Source organism: Erythrobacter sp. S227, from assembly GCF_057364925.1.
In genome coordinates, this window is the sequence record NZ_CP200280.1 from 1,451,887 (window position 1) to 1,468,484 (window position 16,598).

The window sequence follows — 16,598 nt, forward strand, 5'->3', positions numbered from 1 at the left end:
AAGCCCAAAAAATGGAAGGCAAAAACTCATCTTATACCTACGCCGATGCAGGCGTATCGATCGAAGCGGGCAATGCGCTGGTCAAAGCCATCGCACCCCTCGCCAAAGCCACAGCGCGTCCCGGCGCGACCAGTGAGCTGGGCGGGTTTGGCGGCTTTTTTGACCCCAAAGCGGCGGGGTATAAAGACCCTCTTCTGGTCGCGGCCAATGATGGTGTTGGCACCAAGCTCAAGCTGGCGATTGAATTCGACAAGCACGATTCAGTCGGAATCGATCTGGTCGCAATGTGCGTCAACGATCTGATCGTTCAGGGTGCTGAACCTCTGTTTTTCCTCGATTATTTTGCAACCGGCAAACTGGAAAACGGCATTGCGGAGCGCGTTGTTGCCGGCATTGCGGATGGGTGCAAACAGGCAGGATGCGCGCTTGTCGGCGGCGAAACGGCAGAGATGCCGGGCATGTATGCCGACGGTGATTATGACCTTGCAGGCTTTTGCGTGGGCGCGGTTGAACGCGGCGAGCAATTAACCGGAGACAAGGTCGCAAACGGCGATGTCCTGATCGGTTTGGCCAGCTCTGGCGTGCATTCCAACGGCTATTCATTGGTTCGGCGACTCGCAGAGGACAAGGGGTGGAAACTTGACCGCCCCGCCCTGTTTGATCCCGAGCGTTTGCTGATCGATGCTCTGATCGAACCTACAAAAATTTACGTTGCGAGCCTTCTTCCGCTGATCCGCGAAGGATTGGTGCATGGCCTTGCGCATATCACCGGCGGCGGTCTGCTTGAAAACATCCCTCGCATCCTGCCCAAGGGCGCTCATGCACAGGTAAACGCTGACCTGTGGGAGCAACCACGTTTGATGGCGTTCTTGCAAGCACAAGGCGCAATTGAACCTCAAGAAATGGCGCGCACCTTCAACTGCGGGGTCGGCATGGTGCTGGCCGTGGCGCAGGATCAGGTTGCAAGCGTCACTCAGCGCCTGGAGGAGGCGGGTGAAACCGTCGTAACAGTCGGCCAGATCGAAGCGGGCGACCGGGGCTGCACAGTGCGCGGCAGTCAGGGCACCTGGGGTGGACGCGGGGAGTGGGAGGCCACGCATCTTGCCTGACGGGCCCACACACAAAGCCAGACTTGCGGTTTTTATCTCGGGCACCGGCACCAATATGGCGGGGTTGCTGTATGCCAGCCGCCTCGACAGCGCCCCGTTTGAAATTGTCATTGTTGCCAGCAATGTCGAAGATGCCGAGGGCTTGAAGCTCGCGCGGCTTGAAGGCGTGGCCACCTTTGCCCATTCGCACAAAGGGGTGAGCCGCGAGGAACAAGACGCCGCGATGGAACGCGCCGCGGTGGATGCGGGTGCCGATTACATCGTGCTGGCGGGATATATGCGCATCCTGTCGCAAGGCTTCGTCGAACGGTGGGAAGGCCGGATGCTCAATATCCACCCCTCCCTACTGCCCAAATACAAAGGCCTAGACACTTTCGCGCGCGCAATCGAGGCGGGCGACAGCCATGCAGGTTCAAGCGTCCATCTGGTGACGCATGAACTGGACGCAGGCGAAGTCTTGGCACAGGTCCGCGTGGCGATTGCGCCGGACGATACTCCCGAAACCCTCGCTGCAAGGGTCAAGATTGCAGAGCACCAGCTCTACCCGCGCGCGGTTGCGGACTATGTGGCCAGAGGGACTGATCCCGACTTCCTTTTTGCAAAGCTGCGCGATCTTGCCCTTGCCCTGCCCGAGACTCACGAACGCGCCAGCCACGGGTCGCCCGGTTTCCGGGTCGGCACAGAAAAATCAGGCAAATTCTTCGCCCATTTCAGCCAGCAGCACCACGGGTCGCAGCATATCGCGGCCTTGGTCAAGACCAGCGGCATGGATGAGCTCCTATCCCTCGTCGAGACGCAGCCCGATGTTTACTACAAGCCCGACTATTACGGCGCGAGCGGATGGGTCGGGTTGATCCTCAACCGGCCAAACGTCGATTGGGATCATGTCGGCGAATGGCTGGAGCGCAGTTGGCGCAGTGTTGCCCCTGCCCGTCTCACAAAGCTGCATGACGCAGCGGACATGTTCTGATGGCGGTCCAAGAGCGCGAACACTTATTGTCGCGCGGCAAATGGGCGGACCGTGCGAATGATTTCCTCGCAAAAGCATGGGATCGCGGGTGGTTGCCCCCGCCCGATCTGACGCCTGACGCCTTGTGGTCCATCGCTGCAAAGGGGTTTTCGCAGGCGAGCGAGGCCGAGAATGGCGGGCGAAGCGAAGAAGACGTCGCCGATTTTCGCGCCCGGTTCGAGCGTTTGTGCCAGGCCGTCAGCGCCGAAGCGCAGCTTAATGCGCTGGGCCGGGCGATGGCATGGGGGCAATTGTCACGCGCGGTCAAAAACCGGCTGGCGCTGGGCGCATTGTGGCATTCTCGCCCTGACCTGCTCGAAACACCGATTGCCCCGCCGATTATCGTGATCGGCCATATGAGATCGGGAACGACGCGTATCCACAAGCTGCTTGCCGCAGATCCTGCCCACTCGCATACGCGGTATCAGGATGCCTATCATCCGGTGCCCTCGCGGATGGGCATCAACCGGGTCAAAGGCGCGGTTGAACTTGCGATGCTCGGCGTCCTGAACCCATGGATGCAATCAATCCACCCGATGGCATCGGGCGAGGTTGAAGAGGAACTGGCGTGGCTATCGGCGGCGTTGCATCATTCGATCTACGAATTGCAGTGGCATATCCCGAGCTATTCTGAATGGAGCGAGGCACGCAGGTCCGACCCGGTTTACCGCGAGTTTGCGAGGATGTTCCGAACCGATGCAGCAACGCGGGGTATCGCGGACAAACCGCGCGTTATGAAAGTCCCCGCCTTTGCAGAGGATTTGCCTGCACTGCTTGAGCAGTTTCCCGATGCCCGCCTTGTTCTGGCTCACCGGGACCATGACGCGGTGCTGCGCAGCGCTGTTTCCCTATGTGCAAACCAGATGGCGGTGCAGTCGGATGCGTGCGAATTGGCGCGGATCGAGGCGCTTTGGGAGCACAAGATAATCTTGCGCGATGCTCGGATGGCCAAGGCATTGGACGGCTGGCATGGTCCCATCGCGCGGCTGCATTTCGATGAGCTCAACACGGACTGGGAGGCAGCGATCAAGCGCTGCTATGCCGAGCTGGACCTGCCGCTGAGCGCCGAAGCCCAGGCCGCAATGCGCAAGGCAATGGCGGACAGCTCCAAGAGCGCGCACCATCGGCACTCCGCGCAGCTAAAGCGCTTTGCTTCATTCGATACGAAAACTTCCAGCTGACTCGTCTTGGCTCGCAGCTTCGGAGGATATCTGTTTAACCAATTCGCTGTTAGTTCGAAAAATCACGCCACAAGCAGATTTTGCATAAACCGATTTGATTGCCTTCGGGCTTTGACCCCGAATTTGGCCGATAAAGCGAAAGTCTGCTTGTTCTCTTGGCTCTATTTTGCGAGGGGCCACGGCGCCAAATGCCTCGTTTGGCATTGCCACTATCCGCTCGATATCTCGCGCCCACCAAGGCGACAAAGAAAAGCCGATCTCATTGATGGTGATGGGAAATGAGCTGAGGTTAGTGACCTCGACTGAGTAGCCCACCTGCTTCATTTCAAGCCCACCGTACATCAACAAGAAGCGGACCCTAACGCTTGGTTTTCGGTCCGAAACGGAATTCCAAGTGTTGATAATACCAAGAACTGCACCGACCGCCGCAATGGCAAGTGTCGCTATTTGAAAAGCGGTCGGGGAGTCCATTTAAGTGCCCGATCAACCCACGATTTCGTCGTCACTGAAGAAGAAAGCGATTTCGATCGCTGCGTTTTCTTCGCTGTCCGAACCGTGGACGGTGTTCTCACCGATAGAGAGCGCGAATTCCTTGCGGATCGTGCCTTCGTCGGCTTCTGCCGGGTTGGTTGCGCCCATAACGTCGCGGTTGCGCTTCACAGCGTCTTCGCCTTCGAGGACTTGCACGACCACTGGCTCGCTCATCATGAATTCGACGAGTTCGCCAAAGAAAGGACGCTCTTTATGGACCGCGTAAAAGCCTTCGGCTTGTTCCTGGCTCATGTGGATGCGCTTTGATGCAACAACGCGCAGGCCAGCTTCTTCGAGCTTGGCAGTCACAGCGCCGGTGAGGTTGCGACGGGTGGCATCAGGCTTGATGATCGAAAAGGTGCGGGTAACCGCCATGATATGTATTCCTTGTTTTGCGAGAGGGGCGCACGGGGGGTTACCTGCACGCCAGATTTGCTGGCGCGCCCCTAGCCCCCGCCGCTCACAAGTTCAAGTTTTGTGTTTATCCGCGCGCGGCAGCTCAGCCAGCCTGTTCGCTGATTGTCAGTTGAGTTCTTACTTTCCCGTCTTCGATAGGAGATGCACTTACTGAAAACGTTGTGCCGTTCTCCTCGTTCTCGCCGCCGATCATCTTGCCGCCGTTCATGGAGGTTTCGATCTGGATTGTGATACCGGCGCTCTGCGCCTCGGCGCGGTAATGGGCGACGATTTCGTCCGGGCTCATGTCCGACTGGAATGTGGTGAGGCTACCCTTGGTGCCCCCTTGGTCAACGATTGTATTGCTGACGACTTTTGCCCCGCTCACCAGCGTGAAACCGGCGGGCAGGTCTTCGGCTACATCGGCGCCCGTGCGCATACTCACCGCACCGTCAGGCGTTTCAACCGTCATTGTGGCCGTGCCATCTTCCTGATCGATCGTGTATTCGCCCGTTTCGCCGTCCTTGGTGGTAAAGTCAGCCGAAGTCTCCGACCCGCAGGCGGTGAGCGTAAGCGCGCTTGCTGCCGCCAAGGTGAGTGAAAGTCTCATATTGTGGCCCCCATTAGCTCCTAGGCGACCTTAACCCATTTGCCGCCATCCTGTCGAAAAAATGCGCGCTCAAGGCCGTCAGTGCCATCAAGTCCGCGCCATGTGCTGCGCGCTGCCTCGACGGTGTTGTCATCGAACAGCAAAAAGGTGCGCGCGAAACCCGTCGCCTCGCGATACTCGCCATCGGCATAGATCACATGGCTGGCCGAATTGGTCGCTTCGGCGGCGTCCGATAGCAGGATCGGCTGGTTCTCCGACCCCGCCGCGCTGGCCTCCCCATTGGCAAGGAAACTTTCCGGCCCCGCTTTCCAAAGTTCGCGAGAGATCGCCTGGCGTTGCTCGGGCGATTTGCTCACAACCAGCAAACGCTCACCTGCATCCATGACGCGGCCAGCGATAAGAGCGACGACCTTTTCCACCGGATCGCGCGAGAGTTGCCAGAAATCCACTTTCATCAGGCGCTGTTCTTAGAACGCTTACACCGCTCAGAACAATACTTCACATTGTCCCAGTCGCGCTCCCATTTCTTGCGCCAAGTGAACGGGAGCCCGCAAGCGAGACAGACTTTCGACGGAAGATCGCCTTTCTTGCGCATCTTCGGCATGGATAAAGCCTACTCCGCGTTATCCGCTACAAACTGGTCGATCAGGCGCGCGCCGTATCCGGTTGCGCCCTTTTCGTGGGTTGCGCCCGGCTTGTCCGACCACACCATGCCCGCAATGTCGCAGTGCGCCCAAGGGGTGCCTTTTTTGATGAAACGTTGCAGGAATTGCGCAGCCGTAATCGACCCGGCCCAGCGCCCGCCGATGTTCTTCATGTCCGCAATGGGTGAATTGATCAGCTTGTCGTACGCAGGGCCAATCGGCATGCGCCACAGCTTGTCATCGGTGGTCTTGCCCGCTGCGAGAAGATTGTCAGCCAATGTGTCGTCATTCGCAAACAAACCGCCGTGCTCATTACCAAGCGCGACGATCATCGCTCCGGTCAGCGTTGCAAAATCGACGATGTGGGCAGGATCAAATGTTTCCTGCGCCCAGTGCAGCGCATCGCATAGAACAAGGCGGCCTTCCGCATCGGTGTTGAGCACTTCGACGGTCTGCCCACTCATCGTGGTAAGCACATCGCCGGGGCGGATTGCGTTGCCGTCAGGCATGTTCTCGACAAGGCCCATAACGCCCACAACGTTTGCCTTCGCCTTGCGCGATACAAGCGCGAGCATACCGCCCGCAACCGCGCCAGCGCCGCCCATGTCCCACTTCATGTCTTCCATGCCCGGAGCCGGTTTGATCGAAATGCCACCTGTATCAAAGGTCACGCCCTTGCCGACGAACACGCTAGGCTTGTCGCCTTCCTTGCCGCCATTCCATTTGATCGCGAGCATCTGCGATTCGCGGCGCGAACCCTGACCCACGCCAAGAAGTGCACCCATGCCAAGCTCGGTCATTTCCGCTTCGCCAAGGACGATCAGCTCGGCGCCAGTGCCCGCAAACGCTTCCTTGCAAAGCTCAACAAAGCTTTGCGGGTAAACGATATTGGCAGGCTCCGTGACGAGCTTCTTGGTGAATTCCACCCCGCGAGCGATGGCAGCGCTACGCTCCCAATCGGCGTCGGTGCCCTCTGGCGCGCCCACAACATGGACGGTTTCGAGCGAGATTTTCTTGTCGCTTGCGAGCTTGGTGCGATATTCATCATGCGCCCAGCTGCGCAGCTTTGCACCCAAAAGAACAGCGCCTGCATCCTCGGCAGAAAGGCCCGCTTGGCCCAGGTCCAACACGAGAGATTTTTCGCCCGAGCGAAGGTACTTGGCGACCACCGCGCCGCCCGCCCGCTCCAAATTGTGACGACGATTGTCAGCCCCCGTCTCGCCTGCCCCGGCAATCGCGACCCGCATTGTCTTGCCCTCGACGCTCGAAAAACCTTCGAACATCTGGCCCGCTGTACCCTTGAAGCGGGAGGCCTTTGCGCCTTGTGCCAAAACAGGGTCAAAGCCGTCAGGCATTGCCCCCTGATTGACGATGGTTGCAATTGTGGACGCATTTGAAGGAACGGACTGGGTAAGGACGATTTGCATGGTTGCTCCACCGGCTTGGCTCACCAACTGAGCCTGTAAAATGAACGCTTTAACTGGCGATTATGATCGCATGGGTGTGGGCAAGAGGTTCAAGCCCCGTAAACCCGATTGCGATTAGGCGTGAGCGGTGCAATAGGCAAGCCATGTCGGGAGCTTTCGGGGTCATGTTGGAGCGAATGGGACGCGTTTCGGGCGCTGCGGTCTTTGCAGCCTGTTTCGTGCCATCTGCTCTCGCCGCGCAGGAAAATGCTGTGCCTACTGCTCCCCAGCAAGAAGAAATCGACCCGCTGCCAGATCAGCAGCAGGCAAACACTCCGATTGAATTTGAAGCCGATGCAGTGGCCTATAATGCCGAGGCAAACACCGTCACCGCCAACGGCAATGTCATTTTGCGCAATGATCAGGCATCGGTTCGTGCGGACGAGGTCGTCTGGGACCGCAAATCCGGCATAATCACCGCAATTGGCAACGTGCGCTTTGTCGATAAGGCCGGCAATCAGGTCTTCACTGAAACGGTCGAACTCAATGACGCTTTTGAAGCGGGCGCGATGGACGATCTTTTGCTTGCGCTGCGCACAGGTGGTCGATTGGCCGCTCGTTCGGCTGAGCGCGGCGAAGACGGTATCGTTACGCTGAATAGCGCCGCTTATTCCGCATGCCCCGTCACCGATGAAGACGGCTGCGCACGCGATCCGAGCTGGCGCATTACCGCCGATCGCGTGCAATTTGACCCTGAAGAAAGCCGCATTCGTTTCGACGGCGCGATGCTCGAAATATTCGGAGCACGGCTTTTGCCGCTTCCCGGTCTTGCCCTTCGCACCGATGGCCGCGCGGAAAGCGGGTTTCTTGTCCCGCGCTTCCGCATCGATCAGGTGAACGGGCTGGAGCTTTCGGGTGAATACTACGCCCGCCTTGCCGACAACAAAGACCTCACCTTGGGCACGCGCGTCTTCACCAATGCAGCGCCCCTTGCCGAAGCGCAGTTCCGGCATTTCACCGAGAAAGGCGCGTATCAGATCACAGGATACGCGACCAATAGCCGCCGGGTCGCCAATTTTGGTGTCGCGCCAACAACCACGAACGAACCGCGCGGGCATCTCTTTGCCAATGGCCGCTTTATCTTTTCCCCCGAATGGACCCTGACCGGATCGGTTCGCGTCTCCTCTGACCGCACTTTCCTCCGCCGCTATGACATAAGCCGCGATGATCGCCTGCGCTCGACCATCAATCTGGAGCGGATTGACGACAATTCCTATTTCAGCCTCGCGGGTTGGGCGACGCAGACCTTGCGGATAGCAGCGGACCAGGGCCAGGTGCCTTTGGCTTTGCCAGCGATCGATTATCGCCACATCCTGAGAAATAAGGTGCTGGGCGGAAATTTGCAATTTCAGGCAAACACGCTGAGCCTGATCCGTGACGAGGGGCAGGATACACAGCGCGCATTTGCGGGAGCACAATGGGATTTGCGCACGCTAACCGGAATGGGCCAGTTGGTGACCTTCACGGGGCTCGTGCGCGGCGATGTTTATAATACCAATGATACGCTATCGACCCTGACGGCGGTGTACCGAGGGAACGAAGGATGGACCGGGCGCGGCGTTGCAACCGCGGCGCTTGATATCGAATGGCCGCTGGTCGGCGAAGCATTTGGCGGCACGCAGGTCCTCACCCCGCGTGTGCAATTTGTGGCCAGCCCTCCCATACGAAACCTTGCCGTCCCCAACGAGGATGCGCGCGCGATTGACCTTGAAGATTCAAACCTTTTCGCGCTCAACCGCTTCTCCGGCTATGACCGCGTCGAAGACGGCGCACGCGTTACCTATGGCATGGATTGGGAGCTGAACCGCCCGGGATGGCGGGTCAAAAGCAACATCGGCCAATCCTATCGCCTCACTAACGAGGAAGAGATTTTCCCCGACGGCACAGGTCTTTCCGGCAAATTTTCCGACTTTGTGGGAAGAACCGAGGTGCGCTTTCGCAACTTTGTCTCTTTCACCCACCGCTTCCGGTTGGACAAAGACAATTTCGCCGTGCGCCGCAACGAGATTGACGCAACCGTCGGCTCACAGCGCAACTATGTAGAGCTCGGCTATCTCAGGCTCGACCGCGACATTCAAACGGTCGAAGATCTGGCCGACCGCGAAGAATTGCGCGCAGCGGCTCGCTTTACCGTCGGCCGCAATTGGTCGGTGTTCGGATCGGGTGTCTTTAACCTCACGAACGAGGATGAAGACCCGGTCTTCTCTCCCGATGGCTTTGAACCCATACGCACACGGCTCGGGATTGCATATCGCGACGACTGCATAGAATTTGGCGCAACCTGGCGCCGTGATTTCATCAGTTTCGGTGACGCAGAAGAGGGCAACAGCTTCCAGGTCTTCTTCGCGCTTCGCAATCTGGGTTTCCGTTAACCCCCGTCCCTGGTCTGCGTCTTCACGCCCTATCCAAAAGAGCTCTGAACAAAGCGCGCATTCGCGTTGGCACGAATGGAAAAAGGGGTTAAGGGCGTTCTCAAAATACACTCAGCCTGCGTTAAGCCGGCGGTTGGTAGTTGAGGGGACATGATTGGCATAACGGGATCGCCAATCAGCGTGAGCAACGAAAGCTCAAGCCACACTCACCACCAATTCTAGACACACAAATATTGCGAGAACCGGGATCAAAAACGTGACCTTGAAGGCAATCTCAACCATCCGCACACCTCTTTTGGCGCTGGGCGCTATCGCTTTGGCGGTATCGAGCACGGCCACGGTGCCAGCACTTGCCCAAAGCACAGCGGCTCCTGCTCCGATCACACCATTCGGGCTACCGACTGATGTGAAAGTGTTTGATGATGGCAACCCCAATCAACGCAGCGCCACCGCTGTCGTCAATGGCTATGTCATCACCGGAACCGACATTGAACAGCGCGTGAAGCTGATCACAAACGCGTCGCAAACCGACGTTCCCGAAGAAGAATTGCAGCGGTTGCGCGCCCAGGTGCTGCGCAATCTTATTGACGAAACGCTGAAAATCCAGGCCGCCGAAGCGCAGGAAATCGGTGTTCAAAAAGCCCAGATTGATCAGACCTATAATCAGCTGGCTGCACAAAATTTCGGCCAGAACACAGAAGCGATGGACACTTATCTGGAATCGATCGGATCGTCCGCCAATGCGTTGAAGCGCCAGATCGAAGGCGAACTTGCGTGGGAAAACATCATTCGCCGCAACATCAGCCCGTTTGTAAATGTCTCTGCTGAAGAGGTGAACGGCGTTCTCGAACGGCAGAAAGCCGATCAGGGTACGGAAGAGTACCGTCTTGGCGAGATTTACATGAGCGCAACGGCCGAAAACCGTGAAGCAGTGCTCCAGAACATGAACCGCATTGTTGAACAGCTTCAACAGGGCGGCAGCTTTGTTGCCTATGCGCGTCAATTCTCCGAAGCCACCACCGGTATTCAGGGCGGTGACACCGGGTTCTTGCGCCTTGGCACTTTGCCCGGCCCGATGGCCGAAGCCGTCCGCCAGATGCAGCCGGGACAATTGGTCGGCCCGCTAGCCATTCCCGGCGGCTTCACCATCGTCTATCTGATCGACAAACGTCAGGTTCTGATGGCAGATCCGCGCGATTCAGTGCTCAGCCTCAAACAAATCTCCATCGATCTGGCCCCCGGGATCAGCGATGCCGATGCGAATGCCGCCATCGAACGGTTTGGCGAATACGTGCAAACTTTGAACGGATGCGCAGCCGCCGAAAACGCGACTACTGCCATCGGCGCAACGGTTGTTGCCAACCCGCAGATTCAGGTCCGCCAACTGCCAGAACAGCTTCAGTCCATCTTGCTTGGCATGCAAGTGGGTCAAACCACTCCGCCTTTCGGAACGGCCGAAGATGGTGTGCGCGTCCTTATGCTTTGTGGCCGCGATGATCCCGAGGATGCAGGCGCGCCAACATTTGATTCGGTGATGGCCTCGATCGAGGAAGAACGCATCAACAAACGCGCCCAGCGTTACCTGCGTGATCTGCGCAACGACGCCTATATCGAATATAACTAAGGCGCGTGCGGGGGTGACCGGCTTACCGCTTGCTGTCTCGATAGGTGATCCGGCAGGGATTGGGCCCGAGATAACTCTCGGCGCCTATCAACAGATGAAATCAGCAGGGCAGCCTTTCTTCGTCGTCGGCGGTTTCGATGTCCTTCGTGCCTGCGCCGAGGCATCAGGCGCTGGCCACAAAGTCATCGCGATTGGCGATACGGGCGAAGCCACAGAGGCGTTTGGAGAGGGACTTCCGGTTCTGGTCGGGGCAGACGCGACCTACACCCCAGGCAAGCCAAATGACGAGGGCGCAGCGCTCGCGCTCCATTCGCTTGCAGAAAGCGTTCGCGCTGTTCTTTTGGGCAAGGCAAACGGCGTGGTCACTGCACCCGTCAGCAAATCGCAACTCGCCAAGGTGGGCTTCGATTTCCCCGGGCAAACCGAATTTCTGGCCAGTGTTTGCGGGCTTGCCCCCGAAGACGCTGTGATGATGCTCGCAGGGCCCACTTTGCGCACCGTGCCGCTCACCGTCCATGTCGCCTTGGCGCAGGTACCAAGCCTCATCTCCCAAGAGCTGATCGAGCATAAGGCAACCATTGTGGACACGGCGCTCAAACGCGATTTTGGTCTCGCAAGCCCACGCCTCGCCATTTCGGGTCTGAACCCGCATTCAGGCGAGAACGGCCAGTTTGGCGATGAAGAGGCTCGCCTTATCGAGCCCGCAATTCAAGCGCTAAAGGCGAAGGGCATAGGCGCGTTTGGCCCCGTGCCCGGAGACGCGCTTTTCACACGATTGTTGCGTCCGGAATACGACGCGGCGCTGTGCATGTATCATGATCAGGCGCTTATCCCGATCAAGGCGCTGGAGTTTGACCAAGGTGTCAATGTGACGCTCGGCCTGCCTATCATCCGCACCTCGCCCGATCACGGGACGGCGTTCGACATTGCAGGCAGCGGCAAAGCCGATGCGGGTGCGATGGTGGCGGCGGTTCGGATGGCGGGCGAGATGGCGAGCGCGCGGGCAAACCCGCCCAAGAGCGCGTAAGTGGCCGACCTTCCCCCCATCAGAGAAACCATAGCGAAGCACGGCCTCTCCGCATCGAAGGCGTTGGGACAAAACTTCCTTCTGGATGAGCAATTGCTGGACCGGATCGCCGCCCTTCCCGGAGATCTGACAGGTGCCAATGTGCTAGAAGTGGGCCCCGGGCCCGGCGGCCTCACCCGTGCGCTTTTGAGGGCGGGCGCAAGGGTCACGGCCATCGAGATGGACAGCCGATGTTTGCCAGCGCTCGAGGAATTGAGCGAAGCCTTCCCCGGCCAGCTTACCGTCATCCAGGGCGATGCGATGAAGCTTGATCACAATGACATCATGGGAAACCGGCCGTTCCACGTGCTCTCCAACCTACCCTATAATGTGGGAACAGCGTTGTTTGTGCGCTGGCTGTCGGGCCAAAAAGACGGGGATGCTTGGCCTCCCTTGTGGCAATCGCTGACCTTGATGTTTCAGCGCGAAGTGGCCGAACGGATCGTCGCGAAATCTGGCACGGGTGCCTATGGCCGCCTCGCAGTGCTGGCGCAGTGGCGCAGCAGCGCGAAGCTCGCCATGAAAGTGCATCGCAGCGCCTTTACCCCTCCCCCCAAAGTGATGAGCGCAATTGTGCACGTAACCGCTGGCGAGGCTCCTGAAGGGGTGAATGCCAAATCTCTTGAGCGCCTGACCGAGGCTGCCTTTGGCCAACGTCGCAAGATGCTCCGGCAGAGCCTGAAGAGTGTGCCCGGTGCCTTGGACGCATTGGAAGCTGTCGGCATTGAGCCCACCCGCCGTGCAGAGACAGTAGGCGTAGACGAGTTTATCGCACTGGCGCGGGCGTTAAAGGATTAGAAAAACCGCCTTTCCTTAAGTCCTTATCAATTTTCGGTGCCTAATCCTGCGCGAAATCCAAGGAGGCACCAATGCTTGAGTCCAACAAGAATTCACCCATGCTTAATGGCCCTATCGAGTTTGATTTCACGGTAGAGATCGAGCGTTCTGCCTCTGAAGTATTCCCCCTCGTCGACGTGTCCGACCCGCGCTTTTCGCAGGTTGCCCTTGGCAATACGGTTAAAAAGCTGGACGAAAAATCCTTCGAGATCGAAATCGCAGAGATGGAAGGCCACGCCTTTCGCTTCCTCGTTGTCGAATACGCCAAGGATGCGCGGCACGCATCGAAAGTCACCATCGAACCGGCTATCGGCAATCTTGTCGAAGCGGTTGAGGATTATCAGCTTACCCCGCTTGGCCATGATCGCTGCGCGCTAACGCTCGTCACCAAAGCGACTTTCTCTGACGATCTCAGCGTAGAAGAGATTGCGCAAGAAGTGGCAATGATGAGCATGGCGGTCGAAGAGGACCTGACCAAGCTGAAAATGCACGCCGAAGAGGGCGTCGAAGCCGTCAAAGCCTACAACGAAGAGCAGGAAGCTGCCTTTGGTATAGAGCTTGATCTGGAAGGTTTCGACATCGACTGGGACGACATCGAACCTGAGCAATAGGGCGGCACCCTACGTCACATGCTGCTGAGCCTGATTTTGCGTTCAGAACCCGAGGGATTGATAGCACAGTCCAACCACGGCAGGCAGCACCACCAGCGTCATCGCGACCGCCAAGCGCGCCCTGCCGCGCTCTGGTTCATCTTTGTCGAAATGCCCCGCAGACAAATAAGATTGCCAAAACGCAGCCATCACCATGATGGCGAGCCAGACCCAGAATATTGTCTCTAGCTGGCCGTCAAATCCGCGTCCCGCCTCAAGCGTTCCTGTAAGGCCAAGAAAGATGCCGATGGGGGCGACCAATGCGGCGGCGACGACAAGGCCGCCAATGCCTGCGAGCGGGCTGATTGCGAACAGTACTAAGGCCAGATGGGCTGCGATCCAGAATTTGAACGTGCCTTTGGCCATGCCTCACGCGCTTTCCAAACCGCGGATGATTTCAGCGCGTTGGAGCATCAGGGAAAGTATCTCTGAGTGCTGCACTGCCCATTCCATAATATTGGAAAACATGACGATTTCGATGCCGTCGACGCCTTCCATCTGAATGCCATATTCATTGCTCAGCATATCCCAAGCGGCGGGCTCCACCGTCATTTTGGAGAAGGGCAAAAACAGATCACGATGGCCAAACTTGAAAGGCTGGACCATTGCGAGGCTCAGCCCCTCTTTGTGCACCCGAACGTGCACCGGGGGGTGGCGATAGGATTTAAGGTCGCCCGACAAATGCCCCCAGCGAGCGCCGGGCTTCGAGATCCTGACCGCACCTGCCATACGTTTCGCCAAAGTCTCTGGCAGCGGCGTCGCAGCGTAGCGGCGCTCAAACTCGCGCCAGCGCGAATAGCTCGCGCTCATGATATAGAAGGCGATGCCGCCAAACACGGCAAGGCTGAGCGCACCGACAAATGCCAGGTAGATTTGCTCGACAATCTCGCCCATTTGCGCGCCTCTTTGTGTCCAATGATCGCATCTCGCGACATTGAACACAATAGTCGCTTATGGTGGAGAAAGCGTTTACCCAGCCTTCTTCAGCGCCTTTTTCACTTGCCGCCACTCGTGCAGGAGCGGTTCGGTGTAACCGCTCGGCTGCTCGACGCCCTTGAAAATCAGGTCCTTGGCCGCTTGGAAGGCGGGCGCATCCTCATTGCCGATAAGCGGCATATAGGTCGGATCGCCCGCGTTTTGCGCGTCCACTTTGGCGGCCATGCGGGTGAGGCTGTCCATGATCTGATCCTCGGTGACAACGCCGTGGAGCAGCCAGTTGGCAAGGTGCTGTGAGGATATGCGAAGCGTTGCGCGGTCTTCCATCAGGCCCACATCATTGATGTCGGGCACCTTGGAACAGCCAACGCCAGCATCAATCCAGCGAACGACGTAGCCGAGCAGGCCTTGGCAGTTGTTGTCGAGTTCTTCGCGAAGCTCCTCGTCCGACCAGTTCGTGCCCTCTGCAAGCGGAATGGAAAGCAGCGCATCAAGGCCAGCGGGCTCGGGTATATCCTTTTGAATGTCGAAAACATTCTCGCGGTGATAGTGGATCGCGTGAAGCGTGGCCGCGGTGGGCGAAGGCACCCATGCGGTGTTGGCCCCTGCGCGAAGGTGGCCGATTTTCTCGACCATCATCTGGCCCATAAGATCGGGCGCGGCCCACATGCCCTTGCCGATTTGCGCCTTGCCTGAAAGCCCATGCTTGAGGCCAATCGCAACATTGCGCGCTTCATAAGCGCGAAGCCAATCCGAACCCTTCATCTCGCCTTTGCGCATCATCGGGCCAGCGCGCATCGAGGTGTGGATTTCATCGCCTGTGCGATCAAGGAAACCTGTGTTGATAAAGACAATCCGGTCCTTCACCGCCTCGATACACGCGCCAAGATTGGCCGATGTGCGGCGCTCTTCGTCCATCACGCCGACCTTGATAGTGTGGCGTTTGAGGCCCAGTAGGTCCTCGACCGCATTGAACAGATCATTGGTAAAGGCGCATTCCTCTGGCCCGTGCATCTTGGGCTTCACGATGTAAATGCTGCCGTGCTTGGAGTTGCCGTATTTGGCGTGGCCTTCGACATCCAAAGTGCTGATTGCGGATGTGAACACCGCGTCCATAATGCCTTCGGGGATCTCGCTTCCATCGGGGAGCAGGATCGCAGGGTTGGTCATCAAATGGCCGACGTTGCGCACAAACATTAGACTGCGGCCCGAGAGCGCGTGCTCAGCGCCCGAGCCGTCCTTGTAGGCTTTATCGCCATTGAGCTGACGGGTGAGCGTGCGCCCGCCTTTCTCGAAACTTTCCTCTAAGTCCCCGCGGATAATGCCGAGCCAGTTTGTGTAGGCGAGCAGCTTGTCCTCACCGTCAACCGCCGCGACCGAATCTTCGCAATCGGCAATCGTGGTGAGCGCAGCTTCGAGGTTGATATCAGCAATGCCAGCTGTGTCAGTCTTGCCGATGGGGCTTTCCCGATCAAACACCACTTCGATGTGGAGGCCGTTGTTCTGGAACAAGAGGCCTTTTTCGGTGTGGCCCACCCACTGGCTTTCATCCTGAAGCTTGCCGTCGTGCTCGTCCTTGAGGTCCGCCCAACTCTGGTCCACCAGTGGCAGTGCTTCGTCCAAGAATTGCCGCCCGCGAGCAATCACCGCTGCGCCGCGTTCTTCGTCATAGCCGCCGGGGCGGGCAGGCGGCGCGTCCAAAGCATCGGTCCCGTAGAACGCATCATAAAGGCTCCCCCAGCGCGCATTGGCTGCATTGAGCAGGAAGCGCGCGTTGAGGATGGGCACCACCAGCTGCGGCCCAGCCATGGTCGCGATTTCGGGATCGACATTCTGCGTGCCGATCTGGAAATCAGCGGGCTCTGGCACGAGATAGCCGATCTCGCGCAGGAACGCCTCGTAATCGGCTGCGTCGTGCGGCTTGCCGCTACGTTCGGTGTGATAGGCATCGATCTTGGACTGGAGGTCCTCACGCTTTGCCAGAAGCTCTTTGTTGCGAGGTGCATAGTTCGTCAAGAGCTCGGCAAAACCCTGCCAAAACGCGTCGGCACTCCGACCAAGCGGGCTCAGGACCTGTGCTTCCAAAAGCTCCGCGAGCCGCGTGTCAACAGATAGGCCGGCGCGGGTGGTGTAATCGTGCATAAAAGTCCTCAGATACCATGCTCAA

17 protein-coding genes are annotated in these 16,598 nt (G+C 58.3%); 8 read left to right on the forward strand and 9 right to left on the reverse strand.

Going from position 1 to position 16,598, the window contains the following annotated elements; all coding sequences use genetic code 11:
- Positions 1-11: 11 nt before the first annotated feature.
- The 3 genes from purM to AC0V6Q_RS07095 are packed head-to-tail and all read left to right on the forward strand — an operon-like array spanning position 12 to position 3,299.
- Positions 12-1,109 carry a phosphoribosylformylglycinamidine cyclo-ligase gene (gene purM, locus AC0V6Q_RS07085; protein WP_486167697.1) on the forward strand — a complete coding sequence of 366 codons (1,098 nt, stop codon included), beginning with the start codon at positions 12-14 and terminating at the stop codon, positions 1,107-1,109.
- A complete protein-coding gene (gene purN, locus AC0V6Q_RS07090; protein WP_486169269.1) occupies positions 1,099-2,079 on the forward strand; it encodes a phosphoribosylglycinamide formyltransferase in 981 nt (326 codons plus the stop codon). The genes purM and purN overlap by 11 nt, the downstream gene beginning before the upstream one ends.
- Positions 2,079-3,299 (forward strand): sulfotransferase family protein, encoded by a 1,221-nt coding sequence (locus AC0V6Q_RS07095; protein WP_486167698.1) that lies wholly within the window; start codon positions 2,079-2,081, stop codon positions 3,297-3,299. Before purN ends, AC0V6Q_RS07095 begins: the two co-directional genes overlap by 1 nt.
- Here the strand turns inward: AC0V6Q_RS07095 and AC0V6Q_RS07100 are convergent.
- The 6 genes from AC0V6Q_RS07100 to AC0V6Q_RS07125 all read right to left on the reverse strand — a co-directional run bounded on the left by AC0V6Q_RS07100 (position 3,273) and on the right by AC0V6Q_RS07125 (position 6,907).
- Complete coding sequence (locus AC0V6Q_RS07100; RefSeq protein ID WP_486167699.1) at positions 3,273-3,770, reverse strand: hypothetical protein; 498 nt, start codon at positions 3,768-3,770, stop codon at positions 3,273-3,275. The genes AC0V6Q_RS07095 and AC0V6Q_RS07100 overlap by 27 nt on opposite strands.
- Positions 3,771-3,782: 12 nt before the next feature.
- Positions 3,783-4,205 carry a nucleoside-diphosphate kinase gene (gene ndk, locus AC0V6Q_RS07105; protein ID WP_486167700.1) on the reverse strand — a complete coding sequence of 141 codons (423 nt, stop codon included), beginning with the start codon at positions 4,203-4,205 and terminating at the stop codon, positions 3,783-3,785.
- A 124-nt stretch (positions 4,206-4,329) separates the two neighbouring features.
- Positions 4,330-4,836, reverse strand: coding sequence for a hypothetical protein (locus tag AC0V6Q_RS07110; RefSeq protein WP_486167701.1), 507 nt, complete (start codon positions 4,834-4,836; stop codon positions 4,330-4,332).
- Positions 4,837-4,856: 20 nt separating this feature from the next.
- The gene (locus tag AC0V6Q_RS07115) at positions 4,857-5,291 is read right to left on the reverse strand and encodes a DNA polymerase III subunit chi (protein ID WP_486167702.1); all 435 of its coding nucleotides are present in this window, start codon (positions 5,289-5,291) and stop codon (positions 4,857-4,859) included.
- Positions 5,291-5,440 carry a DUF2256 domain-containing protein gene (locus AC0V6Q_RS07120; RefSeq protein WP_081853211.1) on the reverse strand — a complete coding sequence of 50 codons (150 nt, stop codon included), beginning with the start codon at positions 5,438-5,440 and terminating at the stop codon, positions 5,291-5,293. Before AC0V6Q_RS07120 ends, AC0V6Q_RS07115 begins: the two co-directional genes overlap by 1 nt.
- A gap of 9 nt (positions 5,441-5,449) precedes the next feature.
- Positions 5,450-6,907, reverse strand: a complete 1,458-nt coding sequence (locus AC0V6Q_RS07125) for a leucyl aminopeptidase (protein ID WP_486169270.1) — start codon at positions 6,905-6,907, stop codon at positions 5,450-5,452.
- A gap of 176 nt (positions 6,908-7,083) precedes the next feature.
- On the opposite strand from AC0V6Q_RS07125, the gene AC0V6Q_RS07130 reads away from it, so the two are divergent.
- From AC0V6Q_RS07130 to AC0V6Q_RS07150, 5 genes are all read left to right on the forward strand, one after another.
- Positions 7,084-9,318, forward strand: coding sequence for an LPS-assembly protein LptD (locus AC0V6Q_RS07130; protein ID WP_486167703.1), 2,235 nt, complete (start codon positions 7,084-7,086; stop codon positions 9,316-9,318).
- 262 nt (positions 9,319-9,580) lie between these two features.
- A complete protein-coding gene (locus tag AC0V6Q_RS07135; protein ID WP_486169271.1) occupies positions 9,581-10,942 on the forward strand; it encodes a peptidylprolyl isomerase in 1,362 nt (453 codons plus the stop codon).
- Between the two features lie 13 nt (positions 10,943-10,955).
- Positions 10,956-11,969, forward strand: a complete 1,014-nt coding sequence (pdxA, locus tag AC0V6Q_RS07140; protein ID WP_486167704.1) for a 4-hydroxythreonine-4-phosphate dehydrogenase PdxA — start codon at positions 10,956-10,958, stop codon at positions 11,967-11,969.
- Positions 11,970-12,806: a 16S rRNA (adenine(1518)-N(6)/adenine(1519)-N(6))-dimethyltransferase RsmA gene (gene rsmA / locus AC0V6Q_RS07145; protein ID WP_486167705.1), complete on the forward strand. Its 837-nt coding sequence runs from the start codon at positions 11,970-11,972 to the stop codon at positions 12,804-12,806.
- A gap of 71 nt (positions 12,807-12,877) precedes the next feature.
- Positions 12,878-13,456 (forward strand): hypothetical protein, encoded by a 579-nt coding sequence (locus AC0V6Q_RS07150; RefSeq protein WP_486167706.1) that lies wholly within the window; start codon positions 12,878-12,880, stop codon positions 13,454-13,456.
- Positions 13,457-13,498: 42 nt separating this feature from the next.
- Here AC0V6Q_RS07150 and AC0V6Q_RS07155 read toward each other — a convergent pair whose 3' ends face one another.
- From AC0V6Q_RS07155 to AC0V6Q_RS07165, 3 genes are all read right to left on the reverse strand, one after another.
- Positions 13,499-13,861 (reverse strand): hypothetical protein, encoded by a 363-nt coding sequence (locus tag AC0V6Q_RS07155; protein WP_486167707.1) that lies wholly within the window; start codon positions 13,859-13,861, stop codon positions 13,499-13,501.
- 3 nt (positions 13,862-13,864) lie between these two features.
- Positions 13,865-14,389 carry a hypothetical protein gene (locus AC0V6Q_RS07160; RefSeq protein ID WP_486167708.1) on the reverse strand — a complete coding sequence of 175 codons (525 nt, stop codon included), beginning with the start codon at positions 14,387-14,389 and terminating at the stop codon, positions 13,865-13,867.
- Positions 14,390-14,464: 75 nt separating this feature from the next.
- Positions 14,465-16,573, reverse strand: a complete 2,109-nt coding sequence (locus AC0V6Q_RS07165; RefSeq protein WP_486167709.1) for a malate synthase G — start codon at positions 16,571-16,573, stop codon at positions 14,465-14,467.
- Positions 16,574-16,598: the final 25 nt, after the last annotated feature.

Excerpts from the sequence above, each read along its gene's own strand:
- purM (WP_486167697.1), top strand. The coding sequence starts at position 12 with ATGGAAGGCAAAAACTCATCTTATACCTACGCCGATGCAGGCGTATCG.
- AC0V6Q_RS07095 (WP_486167698.1), top strand. The coding sequence starts at position 2,079 with ATGGCGGTCCAAGAGCGCGAACACTTATTGTCGCGCGGCAAATGGGCG.
- AC0V6Q_RS07100 (WP_486167699.1), bottom strand. The coding sequence starts at position 3,770 with ATGGACTCCCCGACCGCTTTTCAAATAGCGACACTTGCCATTGCGGCG.
- ndk (WP_486167700.1), bottom strand. The coding sequence starts at position 4,205 with ATGGCGGTTACCCGCACCTTTTCGATCATCAAGCCTGATGCCACCCGT.
- AC0V6Q_RS07110 (WP_486167701.1), bottom strand. The coding sequence starts at position 4,836 with ATGAGACTTTCACTCACCTTGGCGGCAGCAAGCGCGCTTACGCTCACC.
- AC0V6Q_RS07115 (WP_486167702.1), bottom strand. The coding sequence starts at position 5,291 with ATGAAAGTGGATTTCTGGCAACTCTCGCGCGATCCGGTGGAAAAGGTC.
- AC0V6Q_RS07120 (WP_081853211.1), bottom strand. The coding sequence starts at position 5,440 with ATGCCGAAGATGCGCAAGAAAGGCGATCTTCCGTCGAAAGTCTGTCTC.
- AC0V6Q_RS07125 (WP_486169270.1), bottom strand. The coding sequence starts at position 6,907 with ATGCAAATCGTCCTTACCCAGTCCGTTCCTTCAAATGCGTCCACAATT.
- AC0V6Q_RS07130 (WP_486167703.1), top strand. The coding sequence starts at position 7,084 with ATGGGACGCGTTTCGGGCGCTGCGGTCTTTGCAGCCTGTTTCGTGCCA.
- AC0V6Q_RS07150 (WP_486167706.1), top strand. The coding sequence starts at position 12,878 with ATGCTTGAGTCCAACAAGAATTCACCCATGCTTAATGGCCCTATCGAG.
- AC0V6Q_RS07155 (WP_486167707.1), bottom strand. The coding sequence starts at position 13,861 with ATGGCCAAAGGCACGTTCAAATTCTGGATCGCAGCCCATCTGGCCTTA.
- AC0V6Q_RS07160 (WP_486167708.1), bottom strand. The coding sequence starts at position 14,389 with ATGGGCGAGATTGTCGAGCAAATCTACCTGGCATTTGTCGGTGCGCTC.
- AC0V6Q_RS07165 (WP_486167709.1), bottom strand. The coding sequence starts at position 16,573 with ATGCACGATTACACCACCCGCGCCGGCCTATCTGTTGACACGCGGCTC.